Annotated in this window: 17 protein-coding genes; all 17 read right to left on the minus strand. The window is 36.4% G+C overall.

Annotated features, from left to right (window positions below):
* Positions 1 to 11: 11 nt before the first annotated feature.
* A complete protein-coding gene (locus KPL75_RS05175) occupies positions 12 to 443 on the minus strand; it encodes a YlbF/YmcA family competence regulator (RefSeq protein ID WP_002033698.1) in 432 nt (143 codons plus the stop codon).
* Between the two features lie 3 nt (positions 444 to 446).
* On the minus strand, positions 447 to 1,976 hold the full coding sequence (miaB, locus tag KPL75_RS05180) for a tRNA (N6-isopentenyl adenosine(37)-C2)-methylthiotransferase MiaB (protein WP_002146135.1): 1,530 nt from the start codon (positions 1,974 to 1,976) through the stop codon (positions 447 to 449).
* A gap of 431 nt (positions 1,977 to 2,407) precedes the next feature.
* A complete protein-coding gene (locus KPL75_RS05185) occupies positions 2,408 to 3,274 on the minus strand; it encodes a 2-oxoacid:ferredoxin oxidoreductase subunit beta (RefSeq protein WP_002146134.1) in 867 nt (288 codons plus the stop codon).
* Positions 3,261 to 5,018 (minus strand): 2-oxoacid:acceptor oxidoreductase subunit alpha, encoded by a 1,758-nt coding sequence (locus tag KPL75_RS05190; protein ID WP_219919662.1) that lies wholly within the window; start codon positions 5,016 to 5,018, stop codon positions 3,261 to 3,263. Before KPL75_RS05190 ends, KPL75_RS05185 begins: the two co-directional genes overlap by 14 nt.
* A gap of 227 nt (positions 5,019 to 5,245) precedes the next feature.
* Positions 5,246 to 6,169, minus strand: a complete 924-nt coding sequence (locus tag KPL75_RS05195; protein ID WP_219919663.1) for a dipeptidase — start codon at positions 6,167 to 6,169, stop codon at positions 5,246 to 5,248.
* 59 nt (positions 6,170 to 6,228) lie between these two features.
* Positions 6,229 to 6,489 (minus strand): stage V sporulation protein SpoVS, encoded by a 261-nt coding sequence (gene spoVS, locus KPL75_RS05200; RefSeq protein WP_000404341.1) that lies wholly within the window; start codon positions 6,487 to 6,489, stop codon positions 6,229 to 6,231.
* Between the two features lie 149 nt (positions 6,490 to 6,638).
* Positions 6,639 to 7,433: a TIGR00282 family metallophosphoesterase gene (locus tag KPL75_RS05205; RefSeq protein ID WP_002014601.1), complete on the minus strand. Its 795-nt coding sequence runs from the start codon at positions 7,431 to 7,433 to the stop codon at positions 6,639 to 6,641.
* A gap of 178 nt (positions 7,434 to 7,611) precedes the next feature.
* Positions 7,612 to 9,177, minus strand: coding sequence for a ribonuclease Y (gene rny, locus KPL75_RS05210; protein WP_219919664.1), 1,566 nt, complete (start codon positions 9,175 to 9,177; stop codon positions 7,612 to 7,614).
* A 483-nt stretch (positions 9,178 to 9,660) separates the two neighbouring features.
* Positions 9,661 to 10,692 carry a recombinase RecA gene (gene recA / locus KPL75_RS05215; protein ID WP_002014599.1) on the minus strand — a complete coding sequence of 344 codons (1,032 nt, stop codon included), beginning with the start codon at positions 10,690 to 10,692 and terminating at the stop codon, positions 9,661 to 9,663.
* A 143-nt stretch (positions 10,693 to 10,835) separates the two neighbouring features.
* Positions 10,836 to 12,074 carry a competence/damage-inducible protein A gene (locus tag KPL75_RS05220; RefSeq protein WP_002111335.1) on the minus strand — a complete coding sequence of 413 codons (1,239 nt, stop codon included), beginning with the start codon at positions 12,072 to 12,074 and terminating at the stop codon, positions 10,836 to 10,838.
* A gap of 20 nt (positions 12,075 to 12,094) precedes the next feature.
* Positions 12,095 to 12,673 (minus strand): CDP-diacylglycerol--glycerol-3-phosphate 3-phosphatidyltransferase, encoded by a 579-nt coding sequence (gene pgsA, locus KPL75_RS05225; RefSeq protein WP_002111336.1) that lies wholly within the window; start codon positions 12,671 to 12,673, stop codon positions 12,095 to 12,097.
* 63 nt (positions 12,674 to 12,736) lie between these two features.
* The gene (locus tag KPL75_RS05230; RefSeq protein WP_219921071.1) at positions 12,737 to 13,648 is read right to left on the minus strand and encodes a helix-turn-helix domain-containing protein; all 912 of its coding nucleotides are present in this window, start codon (positions 13,646 to 13,648) and stop codon (positions 12,737 to 12,739) included.
* A 21-nt stretch (positions 13,649 to 13,669) separates the two neighbouring features.
* Entirely contained in the window at positions 13,670 to 14,455 is a 786-nt protein-coding gene (locus tag KPL75_RS05235) for a DUF3388 domain-containing protein (RefSeq protein WP_002146128.1), read from the minus strand.
* A gap of 139 nt (positions 14,456 to 14,594) precedes the next feature.
* On the minus strand, positions 14,595 to 14,843 hold the full coding sequence (locus KPL75_RS05240; protein ID WP_000114449.1) for a DUF3243 domain-containing protein: 249 nt from the start codon (positions 14,841 to 14,843) through the stop codon (positions 14,595 to 14,597).
* 74 nt (positions 14,844 to 14,917) lie between these two features.
* Positions 14,918 to 15,631 (minus strand): elongation factor P 5-aminopentanone reductase, encoded by a 714-nt coding sequence (gene ymfI, locus KPL75_RS05245; protein WP_002146126.1) that lies wholly within the window; start codon positions 15,629 to 15,631, stop codon positions 14,918 to 14,920.
* A 116-nt stretch (positions 15,632 to 15,747) separates the two neighbouring features.
* Positions 15,748 to 17,034 carry an EF-P 5-aminopentanol modification-associated protein YfmH gene (gene yfmH, locus KPL75_RS05250; RefSeq protein ID WP_002014592.1) on the minus strand — a complete coding sequence of 429 codons (1,287 nt, stop codon included), beginning with the start codon at positions 17,032 to 17,034 and terminating at the stop codon, positions 15,748 to 15,750.
* Positions 17,035 to 18,309 carry an EF-P 5-aminopentanol modification-associated protein YfmF gene (yfmF, locus tag KPL75_RS05255; RefSeq protein WP_219919665.1) on the minus strand — a complete coding sequence of 425 codons (1,275 nt, stop codon included), beginning with the start codon at positions 18,307 to 18,309 and terminating at the stop codon, positions 17,035 to 17,037.
* Between the last annotated feature and the right edge of the window lie 171 nt (positions 18,310 to 18,480).

Raw genomic sequence — 18,480 nt, forward strand, 5'->3', positions numbered from 1 at the left:
AAGACATCTCTTTAACAACCACAATTTCCTTTTTTACTTTCTACCGCTGCACCAGTTTCACCCTTCAACACATCGCCGCCAGTTGAAACTAATATTTCATCTGTTACATTGTTAGAAATGGTACTAGCAACTAGCTGTAATAAGTCATTTACATATGTTTGTGACGATTTAAACTCCTGTACAACTGGGATATTATCTAACTTATCTTGAAGTGCATCAATTTCAGCTTCTACTTTTTTCAAGGCTTCCCATTTCCCATAATGTTGCAAGTTTACTGCTTGTTTTTGCAAAGCTTTTATTTCATCAATTGCTCGCTTTACATTTTCATTTTTATGAATTTGTGCTTCTGCTCGCTTAAAGAAATCGACTTCTTCTGTTTCAGAGATCATTTTTGCTAATTCTTTCGCTTGCTCAACAATTTCATCTTTTGTATATACTTTCATCTATTATTTCACCTCAATCGGTTCCTTAACCAATTCCCCGTTAAGAGACCAAGTTTTTGCTTCCGTTACTTTTACTTTCACAAGTTGACCAATTAAAGATTTTGAAGCAACAAAGTTTACAAGTTTATTCGTACGTGTGTATCCCGCAAGTACTTCAGGGTTATTCTTACTTTCTCCATCAACTAATACTTCTACAATTTGTCCTATATAACGCTTATTCTTATTAACTGCATATTCATTCACTAGTGTATTTAAGCGTTGTAATCGCTCTTTCTTCACTTCCATCGGAACATTATCCTGCATTTTTGCAGCTGGTGTACCCTCGCGCGGGGAATAAATAAATGTAAATGCCGTATCAAATCCTACTTCACGATATAATGACATCGTCTCTTCAAACTGTTCGTCCGTTTCATTTGGGAAACCAACGATAATATCAGTCGTTAGTACTGCATTCGGAATTGTTTCTTTAATTTTTCGTACAAGCTCTAAATAGTGTTCTCGCGAATATTTACGCGCCATAATTTTAAGCATATCTGTACTACCAGATTGAACTGGTAAGTGGATATGTTCTACTAGGTTACCACCTTTTCCAAGAACATCAATTAAATGATCATCAAAATCACGTGGATGACTTGTTGTAAAACGAATACGTGCGATATCGATTTTACGAAGTTCATCCATTAAATCGCCAAGACCATATTGTATATCTTCAAAGTCTTTACCGTATGCGTTTACGTTTTGGCCAAGTAACGTAATTTCTCTATAACCGTTCGCAGCTAAATGGCGAATTTCTTTAATAATATCTTCTGGACGTCTGCTACGCTCTTTTCCGCGTGTATACGGTACAATACAATATGTACAGAACTTATCACAGCCATACATAATATTTACCCAAGCTTTAATATCACCACGACGTACTTTCGGAAGGTTTTCAATTACATCCCCTTCTTTTGACCAAACTTCAACTACCGTCTCTTTTGAGAACATTGCGTCCTTTAGGATATACGGTAATCTATGAATATTATGTGTACCAAACACCATATCTACATGCTGATTTTTTTGCATAATTTTATTTACAACAGATTCTTCTTGTGACATACAACCACATACACCAATTAAAAGATCCGGATTTCTTCGCTTTAATGATTTTAAATGACCAAGTTCACCGAACACTTTATTTTCAGCATTTTCACGAATTGCACAAGTATTTAATAAAATCACATCTGCCTCTTCAGTTGAAAAGGTTGGCTCATATCCAAGTGTTGTAAAAATCCCAGCCATTACTTCTGTATCATGTTCATTCATTTGACAGCCATATGTACGAATGTAAAACTTTCTTCCTGCGCCAAAATTGCGGAACTCTTCAGGTAAGCCAAAATCTCGTTCAATTTTAACTTCTTCTTTCCCACGCTTTTTCGCCAATTTCAAGGAAGGTGGTTGGTATACACTTTCAAAGTATTTACTATAATCTTTCTCTTCTTTTTTCGTAGAGGAATTTGCTTGTCGACTTGCTAATCGTTGTTGCTCGTTCATCGGTAATCTCCTTTCACCCTTAACTATACACACTCTGTAGTCCATTTTAATGCGCTTAGACCCATCTCAATGATGTTAGATAGCTTGAGAGATAACTTGCCCTTTGAAACTTGAGTAATCGATCTAATCATCCGTAAGAATGAAGTCTTCCCCACACAAATAGACATTCCCTTTTTATTATTTCATCTTGTCCTACCCAAAAGCATATTGCTTTATCCCTATACACATTACCATAGTATGCAGCGTTTCGCCAATTTAAACAAAGAAGAAGCCTTATCCTATATTACATTTCACAGTTAATGAACATGCTATTTTTATACAACGATTTATATATCATTTTATCATTCTGAATTTTCTAAGTAAACAAATCTATTATTTATTTTTATTAACTCAAAAAGAAGGTTGCCAAGTGGCAACCTTCTCTCCGATCATTACATAAATTCAGCAACAAGCTCATCAAACATTTTCTGATCCATATTCAAATCAGACTGCACTAAAGGCTTTTCACTATAGTCTTTTACAAGCTCTTGGTAAGAAGGCTGCTTTGTATTTTGATAAATTAAACCTGTTACTAACCCGTTCTTTTCCATTAATGTTTGCATAGCCATCATGCGGTTAGATGGATCATATCCTTCTACTGTACTTAGTTTCGTTAAATTCTCTTTAAACCAATCATAAGTATTTACTTTATTGTAAGTAACACATGGACTAAATACATTAATTAATGAAAAGCCTTTATGGTTAATACCAGCTTCAATAATTTGCGTTAATTCTTTTAAATCACTTGAAAAGCTTTGCGCCACAAATGTCGCACCAGCTGTTAAAGCCATTTCCATAACATTTAGTGATGGTTCAATTGAACCTTGTGGTGTACTTTTCGTTTTAAACCCAGCTTCACTACGTGGTGAAGTTTGACCTTTTGTTAATCCGTAAATTTGGTTATCCATTACGATGTACGTAATATCAATGTTACGACGAATAGAATGGATTGTATGTCCCATACCAATCGCAAAACCATCACCGTCACCACCGGATGCAATAACTGTTAAATCACGATTTGCCATTTTCACACCTTGTGCAATCGGAAGAGCACGTCCGTGAATACTATGCAAACCATATGAATTAATATACCCTGAAATACGACCGGAACAGCCGATACCAGAAATAACAGCTAGCTCATCTGGATTTAAACCAACGTTAGCTGCCGCACGCTGAATCGCAGCCTGCACCGAGAAGTCTCCGCAACCTGGGCACCAGTTTGGTTTTACACTGTTACGAAAGTCCTTAAATGTTGCCATTTAATACAACCCCTTTTTTACATTCGTTGTAAATCTCTTTCGGCAAGAATGGATTTCCATCGTATTTTAAAAGACTAGAAATTTTCTCACCATTGCCAAGATTCATTTTCATAATGTTAGCAAGCTGACCAGTTGCATTGTTTTCTACTACTACAACACGCCTCGCTTTTTTCACAAGTGGATCGATTTCAGCTGTTGGGAACGGATGAATTAAACGTACATGGGCATGGTTTACTTTCATTCCTTCTTGTTCCAAACGCTGCATTGCCTCTTCGATCGCACCACGAGTTGAGTTAAAGCCAACTAACAATACGTCTGCGTCATCATGCTTAGCATTTTTGTAAATAGGGTTATTAAACTGCAAGTTCGCCATTTTACGGAAACGTTTGTCCATTTGATCTTTACGATTTAACGCTGATTCAGATGGTTTACCCGTTTCATCATGCTCTACACCTGTAACATGGTGAATACCATTTTTCATACCAGGTAAAACACGTGGTGAAATTCCATCTTCTGTTACTTCATAACGCTTGAAATATGCTTTATTTTCACGTTCTGGTAATTCTACTTCTAAATCAAGCTTACCACGACGAATTTCAACTTTATCTAACTTAAGTGGTTCTACTGTTTGCTTTCCTAAAGAAAGCTGTAGATCTGTTAAGAAGATAACAGGCACTTGATATTCTTCTGCTAAGTTAAACGCTTCTACAATATCATAGAAAGCTTCTTCAACTGTACTTGGCGCCATTACGATTTTTGGAATTTCACCATGCGTTCCGTAAATCATAGCCATTAAGTCAGACTGCTCTTGTTTTGTTGGTAAGCCCGTACTTGGACCACCACGTTGTGTATCAATGATAACTAGTGGTGTTTCAGTAATACCTGCTAAACCAATTGCTTCCATCATTAAAGAAAGACCAGGACCAGCAGATGCTGTTAATGTACGAACACCAGCGTAGTTTGCACCGATCGCCATTGTACAAGCTGCGATTTCATCCTCAGTTTGGATTACTGTTCCGCCAACTTTCGGTAGCTTTTTAATTAAGTATTCCATAATTTCAGATGCAGGTGTGATTGGATATGCAGACATAAAGCGAGCACCACCAGCTACCGCACCAAATGCGATTGCGTCGTTTCCAATCATAAACATGCGTTTCTTACCATCAGCTTTTTCAAGCTGCATCATGTTTACTTTCTCACCAAGCAATTCTTTCATGTATTGAGAGCCGCGTTTAATTGCTTCCATATTCTTTTGAACGACTTGCTCTCCTTTACGGCCAAAGATTTCTTCAACAACCTCTAAATAAGCTGTTTCGTCTAATCCTAATACCGCACTTGATGCCCCAACAGCAACCATGTTTTTCATTAAAGATGTGCCTAATTCTGAAGCGATATCTGTAAACGGTATCACATATAGATTTACATCTGTATTATCAGGTATTGTCGGATTAAATTTCGCATCCGCAACTACAATTCCGCCCGGACGTAGTTCGTGGAAGTTAAAATCAATTGTTTCTTGATCAAAAGCAATTAAAATATCTAAATCATCTGAGATCGCACGTACTTCTGTTGTACTTACACGAATTTTATTATTTGTATGGCCGCCTTTAATACGTGATGAGAAGTGGCGGTAACCGTATAGGTAATATCCTAATCGGTTTAATGCAATACAGAAGATTTCTCCTGTACTTTCAATTCCTTCACCTTGTTGGCCTCCAACTTTCCATGAAAGTTGACTAATCATCTCCTACACCCCTTTTGGCTGCATTCATTGTAGTGTATTTTTTTACAGTAATAGTTTAGCATTTTTTATGCAAATAAACTACAATGGACACAAATTATGCCTCTTCTGATTTCACTTAATCTTTAGTATAATGCTATTTCGTTTACCATTCTAGTATTAGGTCTTAAAAAAATCAATAAATTCAAGTTAATTTATTTTAATTTTTCTGAATTTTTAAAACGTAATCTTTAGAACGTTATACAGTCAACAAAATTTTTATACAAAAATCGCTCTACAGTTGATTCACTATACTTTTTACACAGTTGATTAATTATACTTTCATAATCTCTATATGCTTCTACACCTACAACCGTTTCTAAAACCCCATCAAAATCAGAACCAAACCCTATATTTTTTTCTCCACCTAATGAACAAATATATTCCACATGCCTTAATATATCTGCTATATTCGCTTGTCTTTCATTCGTTAAAAACTGCGGTACGAAAGTAACCCCCATAATGCTATTTCGATTTATGAGAGCCCTTATTTGTTCGTCATTCAAATTGCGTGGATGCTGGCATAGTTGATGGCAGTTCGAGTGAGATGCAATCGGATTTTGTGCAATTTCAATAACATCCCAAAAGCTTCTTTCATTTAAGTGAGACACATCAGTCCATACATGTAACGTATTAAGTTCTTGTACAACTTGTCTACCAAATGTAGTTAAACCTGCTCCACGTGCCTCTAGCGCTCCATCAGCTAACAAATTGGCATAGTTCCATGTCAATCCAAAAGAACGTACACCTAAGCGATAAAACAAACGTAATTTCATCGTTTCTTTTCCAATTGCTTCGCATCCTTCTAATGTTAATAATGCTCCAATCTCGTCCTGTTTTAGCATGTTAATATCGTTTTTTGTTTGAATAAACTTCATTCCTGGTAGCGATAGAATTTCATTATGAAAAATATCTATCATTTGCAGTGCAACTTCAAAACGCCTTTCATACGCTACTGTTTCTGGTACATATATAGCAAAGCATTGTATACTTCCTTTTCTTTTCTTTAATTGTTCAAATGTAATATGTAATTGTGAATCGTTTTGAAAGTCTTTTTTCCCTTTTGCACTCCATAACTGAAAGAGTACATCGCAATGAGCATCAAAAATTTTCATTTTCATTCCTCCATTACAAAAACAACCTGTTTGCATACATGCAAACAGGTTGTTTCAACTTAACGAGGTTCTACAATTAATTTTATCGCTGTACGCTCTTCACCATCAATCATAATATCTGTAAAAGCTGGGATACAAATCAAGTCCAAACCGCTAGGCGCTACAAATCCTCTTGCAATTGCTACTGCCTTTACCGCTTGGTTCAATGCACCTGCACCAATAGCTTGAATTTCTGCTGTTCCGCGTTCGCGAATAACACCTGCAAGTGCACCAGCTACAGAATTAGGGACCGACGTTGCTTTAACTTTTAATATTTCCATTCCGCGTTTCCTCCTCGTTTCTATAAAAAGTAATAGCAATTATTTCACTTTAACTTATATTCACGAGGAATGGCACGTATTCCTGCTAAATTTCTGTAATTTTTCTAAAAAATTAAAATATAACAAATTCTCTAACTTTTCATTAAAAATCAGTCAAAAAACGGCTGGTCATCATTAATTAAAATGCGCTCAATTTTCTTCGCTTTCCCTGTATTAGGATCCACATCAATTAACACTGCACTTAATTGCGTTCTACCATTCGTCACTTCAAAACGCACTGGTAAGTTCGTTAAAAACTTCTTCAATACCGCTTCGCGATCCATACCTAAAATCCCATCATATGGGCCAGTCATACCAACATCTGTAATATAAGCTGTTCCGCTTGGTAAAATACGATTATCAGCTGTAGGAACGTGTGTATGTGTACCTACTACCGCTGTAGCACGACCGTCTACGTACCAACCTAACGCCTGCTTCTCACTTGTTGTTTCAGCATGAAAATCAACAAAGATAATGTTTGTACGTTTTTTTGCAATGCTGATTAACTCATCCACTTTACGGAATGGACAATCAATTGGAGGAAGGAACGTACGTCCTTGTAAGTTAATAACTGCAACTTCTGTTCCATTACAATTTACAAAGATAAGCCCTTTTCCCGGCGTTCCTTCCGGGAAGTTAGCTGGTCTTGCAAGATATTTTGCATCATCAATAAATTCAAATACTTCACGGTTATCCCAAGCATGGTTTCCAAGCGTAACCGCTTGTGCCCCGCACTCTAAAAAGTTTCGATATATTTTTTCCGTAATTCCACGTCCACCTGCAGCATTCTCTCCATTAATAATTGTTACTGTGGGTGTATATTTCTTCTTTAATGCCGGTACGTACTGTTGAATCATGTCTCTACCAGGAGATCCTACTACATCCCCAACAAATAATATTCTCATATGTCTTACCCTTTCTATGTACTACATTTTTTATTACCATACTATAACTTAAAGCTATTTCCTTACAACAGTTACAATTTATCTATTATAAGTTTCTTTCACTTGCATACTGCTCATAAATAATTTTCTTTATTTTACCCAATTCCAACACAAAAAAATAAAGTGGTGTTTCACCACTTTATTTTGCGTATTCCACTGCACGTGTTTCACGAATAACAGTTACTTTAATATGTCCTGGATAATCCAGTTCATTTTCAATACGTTTTCGAATATCACGAGCTAAACGATGAGCTTCTAAATCATCAATTGTATCTGGTTTTACCAGAATACGAACTTCACGTCCTGCTTGAATTGCGAAAGATTTTTCTACGCCTTCATAAGACTCTGAAATTTCTTCTAACTTTTCAAGACGACGAATGTAATTCTCAAGCGTTTCACTACGAGCTCCCGGTCTTGCAGCTGATAAAGCATCTGCTGCAGCAACTAGAACTGCAATGATAGAAGTTGGTTCTGTGTCACCATGGTGAGATGCGATACTGTTTATTACAACAGGATGCTCTTTATATTTCGTTGCGAGTTCAACACCAATTTCAACGTGACTACCTTCTACTTCATGATCGATTGCTTTTCCGATATCATGTAATAGACCAGCACGTCTTGCTAGTTTTTCATCCTCACCAAGCTCCGCTGCCATAAGTCCAGTTAAATATGCAACTTCCATAGAGTGTTTTAAGACGTTTTGTCCGTAACTTGTACGGTATTTTAAACGACCTAAAATTTTAATTAAATCTGGATGTAAGCCATGAACACCCACTTCAAACGTTGTTTGCTCTCCGACTTCACGAATATACTCGTCCACTTCACGTCTTGATTTTTCGACCATCTCTTCAATACGCGCTGGGTGAATACGTCCGTCCTGTACTAGTTTATCAAGAGCGATACGAGCTGTTTCACGACGAATCGGGTCAAATCCAGATAGAATTACCGCTTCTGGTGTATCATCGATAATAAGGTCAATACCTGTTAACGTTTCTAACGTACGAATGTTACGACCTTCACGTCCGATAATACGTCCCTTCATTTCGTCATTTGGAAGATTTACAACCGAAACGGTTGTTTCAGCAACATGATCAGCTGCACATCTTTGCATTGCTAGAGATAAAATCTCTTTTGCCTTCTTATCCGCTTCTTCTTTCGCGCGAACTTCACTTTCTTTTACCATAACGGCAATTTCATGAGAAACTTCACTTTCCACTTTACCAAGAATAATTGCTTTCGCTTGTTCGCGGGTCAGATTGGAAATGCGCTCTAATTCTGTTTGTTGCTTTTGAACTAACTCTCCCACTTTGCTTTCCAACTCTTCAATCTGTTGTTGTTTCGCTACAAGAGATTCCTCTTTCTTTTCTAACTGTTGCTCGCGCTTATCGAGCGTTTCGTCTTTACGATCAAGGTTCTCTTCTTTTTGCATTAAACGATTTTCTTGTTTTTGTAATTCGCTTCTACGGTCACGAATTTCTAATTCAGCTTCTGTACGAAGTGTATGAATTTCATCCTTTGCTTCTAAAAGCGCTTCTTTCTTAAGTGCTTCAGCATCACGATTCGCTTCGTCTAGAATACGTTTTGCTTCATTAGCTGCACCATTAATCTTCGCTTCAGCAATAGACTTTCGAACAAAAAAGCCAACAACTGCACCGACTGTTGCAAGCAAAATGGAGATGAGTATCCAAACTGTACTACTACTCATGATTTCACCTCCCCTTGCTATGAATGAAAAAAGACTGTCGGCATGTACATTGAATTACAACGTACAGCAAAGACCGTCGTCCCGCTTTTTTAAGGGACTTTCTTCATTTCACAATTAAAATGTCATATTATTATTTCGGCAAGATTTAAGTCTTACTCCGAATATTACTTCTCTTCTTGAGAAGAGTATATCGTATATAAGAAAAAATATACATTCTCATTGTATCTATCGCAATTTTCATTGTCAAGCGTTGTCTACTTTTACTTTCTTTACCTTCCGCCCTGAATCTTATGTGGATTAAAAAAACAGACGGCATATTATCCTGGAAAACCTTAGAAAATCCCAATTCATTCACTTAAAATATATGAATATTCCCCTTTACACATAGCCTTTTGGATAGAATAAATATTTTATCTCCAGCTATATACAACGCTTTCATAGTGGATTAAAAAATAAAAGACACGGGACCGTGTCTTTTATTTTTTAATCTTGACGAGTTGAATCTTCCGTGTCTTCAACACCAGAATTTTCACCAATTCCGTGATGTTCACGAACAAAGAATGCAATTTCCTCTCTTAAATCCGTATTCTCTTTTAAGAATTGCTTCGAATTTTCACGACCTTGTCCTAAGCGTTCTTCATTATAAGAGTACCAAGCACCGCTCTTTTGAACGATATCAAGTTCAGAAGCCATATCTAAGATTTCACCTTCTCTTGAAATACCTTCTCCGTACATAATATCAACTTCAGCAACACGGAATGGCGGTGCTACTTTATTTTTAACTACTTTTACTTTCGTTTTATTACCAACGATGTCGTTACCTTGCTTTAACTGCTCAGCACGACGTACTTCAAGACGGACAGTTGAATAGAATTTCAACGCACGACCACCTGGAGTTGTTTCTGGGTTCCCGAACATAACCCCAACTTTTTCACGAATTTGGTTGATAAAGATTGCGATTGTTTTTGATTTGTTGATTGCACCTGAAAGTTTACGAAGTGCTTGTGACATTAAACGTGCTTGTAAACCAACGTGAGAGTCACCCATGTCCCCTTCGATTTCGGCTTTCGGTACAAGAGCTGCTACAGAGTCAATTACGATAATATCAACCGCGCCACTTCGTACAAGTGCTTCTGCGATTTCTAGTCCTTGCTCCCCTGTATCAGGCTGTGATAATAGTAATTCATCGATGTTAACACCTAATTTTTGTGCATATACAGGATCCATTGCATGCTCCGCATCAATGAACGCTGCTTGTCCACCTTGACGCTGTACTTCCGCAATTGCGTGTAATGAAACTGTTGTTTTACCTGAACTTTCAGGTCCATAAATTTCAATAACACGGCCACGTGGGTATCCGCCTACCCCTAGTGCCACATCAAGTGCTAAAGAACCACTTGAAATTGTAGAAATTCTACGCTCCGCTTGTTCTCCTAATTTCATAATTGAACCTTTACCGAATTGCTTCTCTATTTGTTTTAACGCCATATCTAATGCCGCTTGACGATCGCTCATTCAAAATTCCTCCTTAACTAAATTGCTAATCTTATTATACCTATTTTCAATTCAATTTGCCAACAAAAATCGAACATTTATTCGATTTTTTTATTTTATATCGAATAAAACTAGGTTTTCCAACAAAAAAAACTAGAAGAAATTTATATCTCTTCTAGCTTTTTAAATAAATGATAAAATCCATATTTTGTAGAGCGTTCTCTAATTTGTTGACGACTTCCACTTAAATTAAGCGAGAAGACTACAGCTGGTTCATCTTTAATCACCAATCCAATAAATACTGTTCCTGGTTCTTTATGTTCTGAAGCATCCGGTCCTGCCACCCCAGTGAAACTAATTCCGATATCTGCTTTTAACAGTTTCTTTACATTTTCAGCAAGATAACGAGCACACTGTTTACTAACCGCGCCGTCAGTGCGCAACACTTCTTCAGGTACATGTAAAATTTGTTGCTTCACATCATTTTGATAACAAATGACACCGCCTTTAAATACAGACGAAACACCAGCATTTTCTGTTACTTGATTTCCAAAAAGACCACCTGTTAAACTTTCTGCACATGCTAAAGTTAACCCTTTTTCCTTCAATAGCCTTATTGCCTTGTAATGAAGGAAATCTTGGTCATATCCGTAGAAAAATTCTCCTACTCTTTCTAAAATCAAATCTTCCACATGCTGAATCAGTTTCTCCGCCTCATCAGCATCATGATGTTTGGCAGTTAAACGTAATGTCACTTCTCCATCATTTGCGAGTGGTGCAATGGTTGGATTCGTTTGACCATCAATTAAATCTTGAACTTTCACCTCTAATTGAGATTCCCCAATACCAAAAAAACGAAGAACACGAGAATAAATATTTTCCCCCGTTGTAAACTTACATAAAAAAGGCTCTACGTAACTTATATACATCGGCTTCATTTCTTTTGGTGGTCCTGGTAATAAAATATAAACTTTTCCGTTCTTATTTAACCCCATACCAGGCGCCATACCGTGATCATTCGCAAATACAGTCGATCCATTTAAAACGAGCGCCTGCTTTTTATTATTCTCTGTAAATTCACGGCCTGTACGCTTAAAATAATCGCTTATCGATGTTAATGCCTTTTCATCATACACAAGCTCTTCATCTAAACTAGATGCTATTGTTTCTTTTGTTAAATCATCTTTTGTCGGTCCTAATCCACCTGTAAAAATGAGCATATCAGCTCGTTCTTCAGCCAATTCAATTGCCTTCTGTAATCGCTTGTTATTATCCCCAACAACAGTATGGTAGTACACGTTAATTCCGATTGAAGCTAACTTTTCAGATAAAAACTGGGCGTTTGTATTTGCAATTTGTCCAAGTAATAATTCCGTTCCAACCGCAATAATTTCAGCATTCATCCCAATTCCCCCATAAGCTTCTATTTTGATTTTACAAAAGCATCTTTATTTTTCCAGAAATAATCCCACCCTGAAATAACGGTAAAGAATAATGCAATCCATATGAAAATATCTGCAACTGGAATATGAAGTAAATTTAACGGTACATCATGTAATAAGTATGCTGCAATCGCAATAATTTGTGTCCATGTCTTAATTTTCCCTAGCTGATTTGCTGCAACTACTTCCCCTGTCCCAGCAAGTACAAGGCGTAAACCTGTTACTGCAAACTCACGGCTTATAATTACAATAACGATCCAAGCAGGTACATATTGCATCTCTACCAACGTGATAAGTGCTGCAGAAACAAGTAATTTATCTGCTAACGGGTCTAGAAATTTCCCTAAATTCGTTACAAGATTATATTTTCTTGCATAATATCCATCAATCCAATCTGTAGCTGAAGCAATTATAAAGATTAGTGCTCCTACTAAATGTTGAATTGGTAAATTGACATCACCAATTGTATATGAGCCCCAGTTAAAGGGCGCTAGCATAATTACCATAAAAATTGGAATTAAGCAGATTCTAGATATTGTAATTTTATTTGGTAAATTCACAGCTATTCCTCCATCATGTCAAAAACATTTGTTCATTGAAAAAAGTCATCGAAGCGATGACTGTTATTGCGCAGCTTGCCCTATCCCTAGATTTTTAATCAAGAATTTCTGATGAAAATTCTCTTCAGGATTCAACGGGAATGTAACGACTTGGCCATTCAATTTAAATTCAACATTCGGTGCACTTCCTATATTAAGGTTTACCTCTTTCGCTGTTGATAAATCATATTTTTGGGTCTGGCCTGCCTGTAAAGTACCGCTAAAGATATCATTTCCTGCCTCATTTTTAATACCTATATAACTTGCGTTTTTTGTTGTAATTTCCAATTCTAACGCTTTATTATTATGAATTTCCAAAGTAGATGTTATCTTATCGGTTCCAACTAACTTAATTTCATTCTCACCAGTTGGCTGTCCTTTTTGTTCCTCTTTCTTTGGCTCTTCTTTCTTTGGTTCTTCTTTTTTAGGTTCTTCCGCTTTCACTTCATCTTTCTTCGTATCTAGCGGAGAATCTTTTGCTTTTTGAACTTCAATTTTCTCACCTTGAGCATTCGGAACTTGCCTATCATCTTTTCCAGTTAACGCTTGAATAACAAACCAGACTACCACTCCAAATGCGATTACTAACAACACAATCAAAATTTTCGGCATATGATCTGCAATTGGCCATGATGAAGATTTTTGCATTGTTTCTTGTGTTTTTTGTCCAGTTGATACTTGTGGAACTTCACGTTTTTCAGATTGTGGTATCGTGCTCTGATATTCTACAAGCAGTTCCTCTCCATTTAATCCAACAGCATCTGCATATTGTTTAATGAATGCACGCGCATAAAAAGCTCCTGGCAACACATCATAATTGCCTTCTTCAATCGCTACTAAATGGCGTTTTTGAATTTTTGTAATCTCATGCAGCTGATCAATAGCCAAGCCTTTCGCTTCTCTTGCTTCTATCAGCTTTTGTCCTAATTCCGTCACTACTAACACCTCAATATTTCTTTAAAAGTCGAACATAGAGAAATTATTTCGCGTACCTTGCTCAATTTCATCTACTAAATTATATTGAATTTCTTCATCATAATCGTTACGCAATTCGATAATATAATCAAAATCATCCAATGTGTATTCTGACTGACTCACAAACACATCCGGATGTTCTACAACTTTCGTTGCAGGCAATCTCATGATTTCACGAACGAGCTGCCAGTGTCTTTCATTGGCACGCTTTGTCGACACAATTCCATCTAGTATGAAAATATTATCGTCGCTATACTCATCTTCAATCAATTGGCTACGAACAGTTTGCTTAATGAGAGTAGATGATACAAATAACCATCTCTTATTTGCACAAACACTTGCGGCAACAATAGATTCTGTTTTTCCGACACGAGGCATTCCTCGTATCCCGATTAATTTATGACCTTCTTTTTTCATTATCTCCGCCATAAAGTCTACAAGTAATCCTAGTTCATCACGCACAAATCGAAATGTTTTCTTATCATCTGCATCTCGTTGTATGTACCTACCATGTCTAACTGCTAGCTTATCTCTAAGCTTTGGCGGACGATATTTCGTTACCGTTATATTATCCATCGTATTTAAAATTGATTCAAGTCTAGAGATTTGTTCTTGATTATCACACATAAGCAAAAGTCCACGTCGTGCATTATCTACACCATTAATTGTGACAATATTGATGCCAAGCATACCGATTAACGAAGAAACGTCACCAAGTAAGCCAGGTCGGTTTTTATGTATTTCATATTCAAAATACCATTCAATCATCCATGATCACTCCCCCACGCTTACTTTACACCTACGTACTATATTATATGATTTCACCTTAATAGGGAAGCTAAATGTATAATCTATTCCTCCTAATTATTATACAAAAAAAAGAGAGAGGAGCTTCTCCTCTCTACTTTTACTTATGTTGTACAAACTTCACCATTAAATTTGCGATTGTATGTTGCTCTTGTTCATCAGCAACTTTCCAAAGCTCAGACAATAATTTTTCTTGATCGTTGCGCGCTTCTACTTCATTTGCTAAATAATCACCAACACGAAATGCCATATCTGATACGGCACCACCATCAAGCCCTTTTCCCCCCGCTTGTTCTAAACGTTCTCCTAAAAAGCTCTTCCACTGATCAAAATTATCTAACACTGACATGTTTAAGCACCTCACTATTGAGTAATAGAATCATGCTTAATTTGTCCATTTTTTTATTTTTATGTAAGAAATTTTTAACAATGCCAACCGCCATTGACTCCAATAATTTGCCCCGTAATATAAGAAGCTCCTGGCGAAACAAGGAAGGAGATTGTTTTTGCTACCTCTTCGGGTAGTCCTATTCTACCTAATGGAATATCTTCAGCGATTTCATTTTTATCATCTTCTGAAAACACATTTAACATTTCTGTTTCGATCGCACCTGGCGCTACCGCATTAACGCGCAATCCACTTAAAGAAACTTCTTTCGCTAAAGCCTTCACATATGAATTTTGTGCACCTTTCACCATTGAGTACAGCACCTCACAAGATGCTCCTATTTGCCCCCAAATGGATGAAATAATGACAACATTACCACTTCTCCGCCCGATCATCGGTGGAAGCGCCATCGATAAAAGTCTATATACACTCTTCACTTGAAGCTCCACCATATAATCTAATTCTTCATTAGTAACATCTGTTACTAATCCAAAGATACTCTTTCCAGCTGCGTATACAATAACATCAATAGGATGTTCGATTTGTCCCCACAATTCCTCCGCTCCATCGATAGAAGCTAAATTTGCTTGCACAGGAATCACTACATCAAATTCCTTTTGTAACTCCCTTACCTTCTCTTCGCTTTTATTGTAATGAATATAGACTATATAACCATCCTCAATTAACTGCTTCGAAATAGCAGAGCCAATCCCTCCGCTTCCTCCAGTTACTAATGCATACTTTTTCATAAATTCCCTCTCTTATCTTTTATGTATAAATAAATAATACCCTCATCTTACCATTTGGCAATAACCAAACGTTAGATGAGGGATATAGATACTGCGTTTTTAATTCAAATATTACTTCACTTTTTTGGTAACACTTGGCAGACACTCATTTTCTCTTCAATTAATAGTGTTTTTGCTGCTTGTTGTAGGTCTTGAACAGTCAATCCTTCTAACACTGTAAGAGCATCAAATAAACTAGATTCATTAAACGCATATCGTGTAAACTGATTTGCAATATATTCAGGTGAATTCAACGATCGTAAAAATCCACCAATTTTCTTTTTCTTCACCCGTTCCAGCGCAGTCTCATCTAACTGATCATAATTCGTTTGTAGTAAAATACCTTTTAATCGCTCTGCCAATTCATCAGGGTGCTTCGTATCTCCACCAACCATTGCAAAACCGAAGTTATTTTCTTCTGTATAGTCATACGAGAACGAATCATCAATAAGACCTTCATTATATAAAGATTCGTAATGAACTGACCCTTTTCCAAATAAATAATCTAAAAGTAATGTAAGCGCAATTTCTTGTTTTAACAGGGCTTGCCCTTTTTCTTTTAAATTCGTTGCCTTAATACCAACTAAACATTTTGGAGTTTGAACAGGCATTGAAATAATCTTTTTCTTTTCATTTACTTCTTCTGGTTCCTCTTCAAAAGAGCGAACGATTTCCGGTTGATTTTCGTAATCTTTTTTCGCTTGATTTTCACGAACTAAATCCATTGTTTTTTCAGGATCAATCGCTCCAACAACAAATAATAACATGTTGCTCGGATGGTAAAAAGTCTCATAACATTCATACAGTAGGTCTTTTGTAATTTTACTAATAGACTCAATCGTCCCTGCAATATCAATTTTAATTGGATGTTTCACAAACAAACTATCGATTAACCCAAAGTATAAACGCCAGTCTGGGTTATCTTGGTACATTTGAATTTCTTGACCGATAATACCTTTTTCTTTTTCAACCGTTTTTTCAGAGAAATACGGTTCTTGTACAAAGTCTAACAACGTATTTAAATTTCTCTCTACATTTGATGTACAGGAAAAGAGATAAGCGGTTCTTGTAAAAGATGTAAAAGCGTTAGCTGAAGCACCTTGTTTACTAAACAATTGAAACGCGTCATGGTCCTCTTTTTCAAACAATTTATGCTCAAGGAAATGAGCAATTCCATCTGGTACACGAGTCATGTCTTCTTTTCCAAGCGGAACAAATGTATTATCAACAGAACCGTACTTCGTCGTAAATGTTGCAAATGTTTTGTTGAAGCCTTGTTTCGGTAAGATATATACGTCTAATCCATTCGGAAGTTTTTCATAATATAGTGTCTCTTTTAATTGCTCATATACAATTTTCTCCATTTATTCTCCCTCCGTTCCATGTAAAAAGTAAATTGTATCTAGTTCAATATTATTAGCAACTTTCACAATCTCTTCTTTCGTCACGCTTTCTATGCCCGTTAGCCATTCTTCAACTGGACGCGTACGCTCTGAGATTACCCCGTGATAAAGCATTTCAACAAAACCACGTGGTGTATCAATTGCCTCTAAGATTTGATTTTGAATTACACTTTTCGTTTGCTGAATCTCTTCCTCTGAAAAATCACCGCTTTGCATTGCTTTCATCTGTTCTTTAATAATTTCAACAGCTTTTTCAAAGTTCTTCGCTTCAATCCCAGACATAACGAAGAGCAAACCTTTATGACTTTCAAATCTCGATGCTGCATAGTACGCTAAACTATTTTTTTCACGGACATTTACGAATAACTTCGAATGAGAAAACCCTCCAAATAATCCGTTAAACAATTGTAATGCAAAATACTCTTCATCTTTATACGTAATGAATGTGCGATAGCCTATATTTAATTTACTTTGCTTTAGTTCTTGTTTTTCAACAATTTCTTTTTCTTCATTATTTCGTTTATGAAGAAGTACATTTCTCTCTTTCATAGCGCGAGGTGAAATCGAAAAATACTTATTTACAAGCTCCACGGCATCTTCTGAAATGTCACCAATGATATATAAATCCATTTCATCTTCAGCTAACACTTTTTGATAATATTGATACAAACTTTCATTTGTAATAGAAGCTACACTTTCTTTTTTTCCATTTGCACTTAAGCGATATGGTTCTACTTTGCACATTTCTTCAATTAAACGCTCGTTTGCATAACGCATTTTATCATCATAAGTAGCTTCAATTCGTTGCAAGAGTGCTCGTTTCTCACTTTCTACAATAGAAGCTAAAAAACCGTCCCCTTCCGTTGCTGGACTTAAAACAATATCAGATAACATAGAAAGCGCCTTTTCAAATAACGGTGGTGCATCGCGTAAATATGTTTCATTTGCAATGTCTACATAAATAGAGATGATATGGTCTTCCCCTTTTTTACTTACATCTACCGCTAAAGAAGATCCATATAATTCTTCTAAATATTGACGAAGACGAATTACAGAAGGCAGTTTTTCTGTCGCACTTTGCAATACGTATGGCAATAAGGCACGCTCTGTCACCGTCTCCTCATTTAAAGGTGCTTTAAAACGAAATACAAAGGTATTCGTTTTAAATTTATCAGTCGGAATAATATGTACTCGCAAGCCACCTAATTCATGCAGTTGCTGTTCCATTAGTTTCATTAATAGCCCTCCTTTACGTATGTAGGAATATTCCTCTTCAATATACAGTTTTTAGAAATAAAAAATCAACTTTTCTTCCTTATTATGCTTACATTTGAGTCTTTCTAAAAACTTTAATATGTAAGGAACATAGTAAAATTACGTATTACATATATTCTATGTAAAAAAGCC

Source organism: Bacillus sp. NP247, from assembly GCF_018966865.1.
In the GTDB taxonomy this organism is placed as follows: domain Bacteria; phylum Bacillota; class Bacilli; order Bacillales; family Bacillaceae_G; genus Bacillus_A.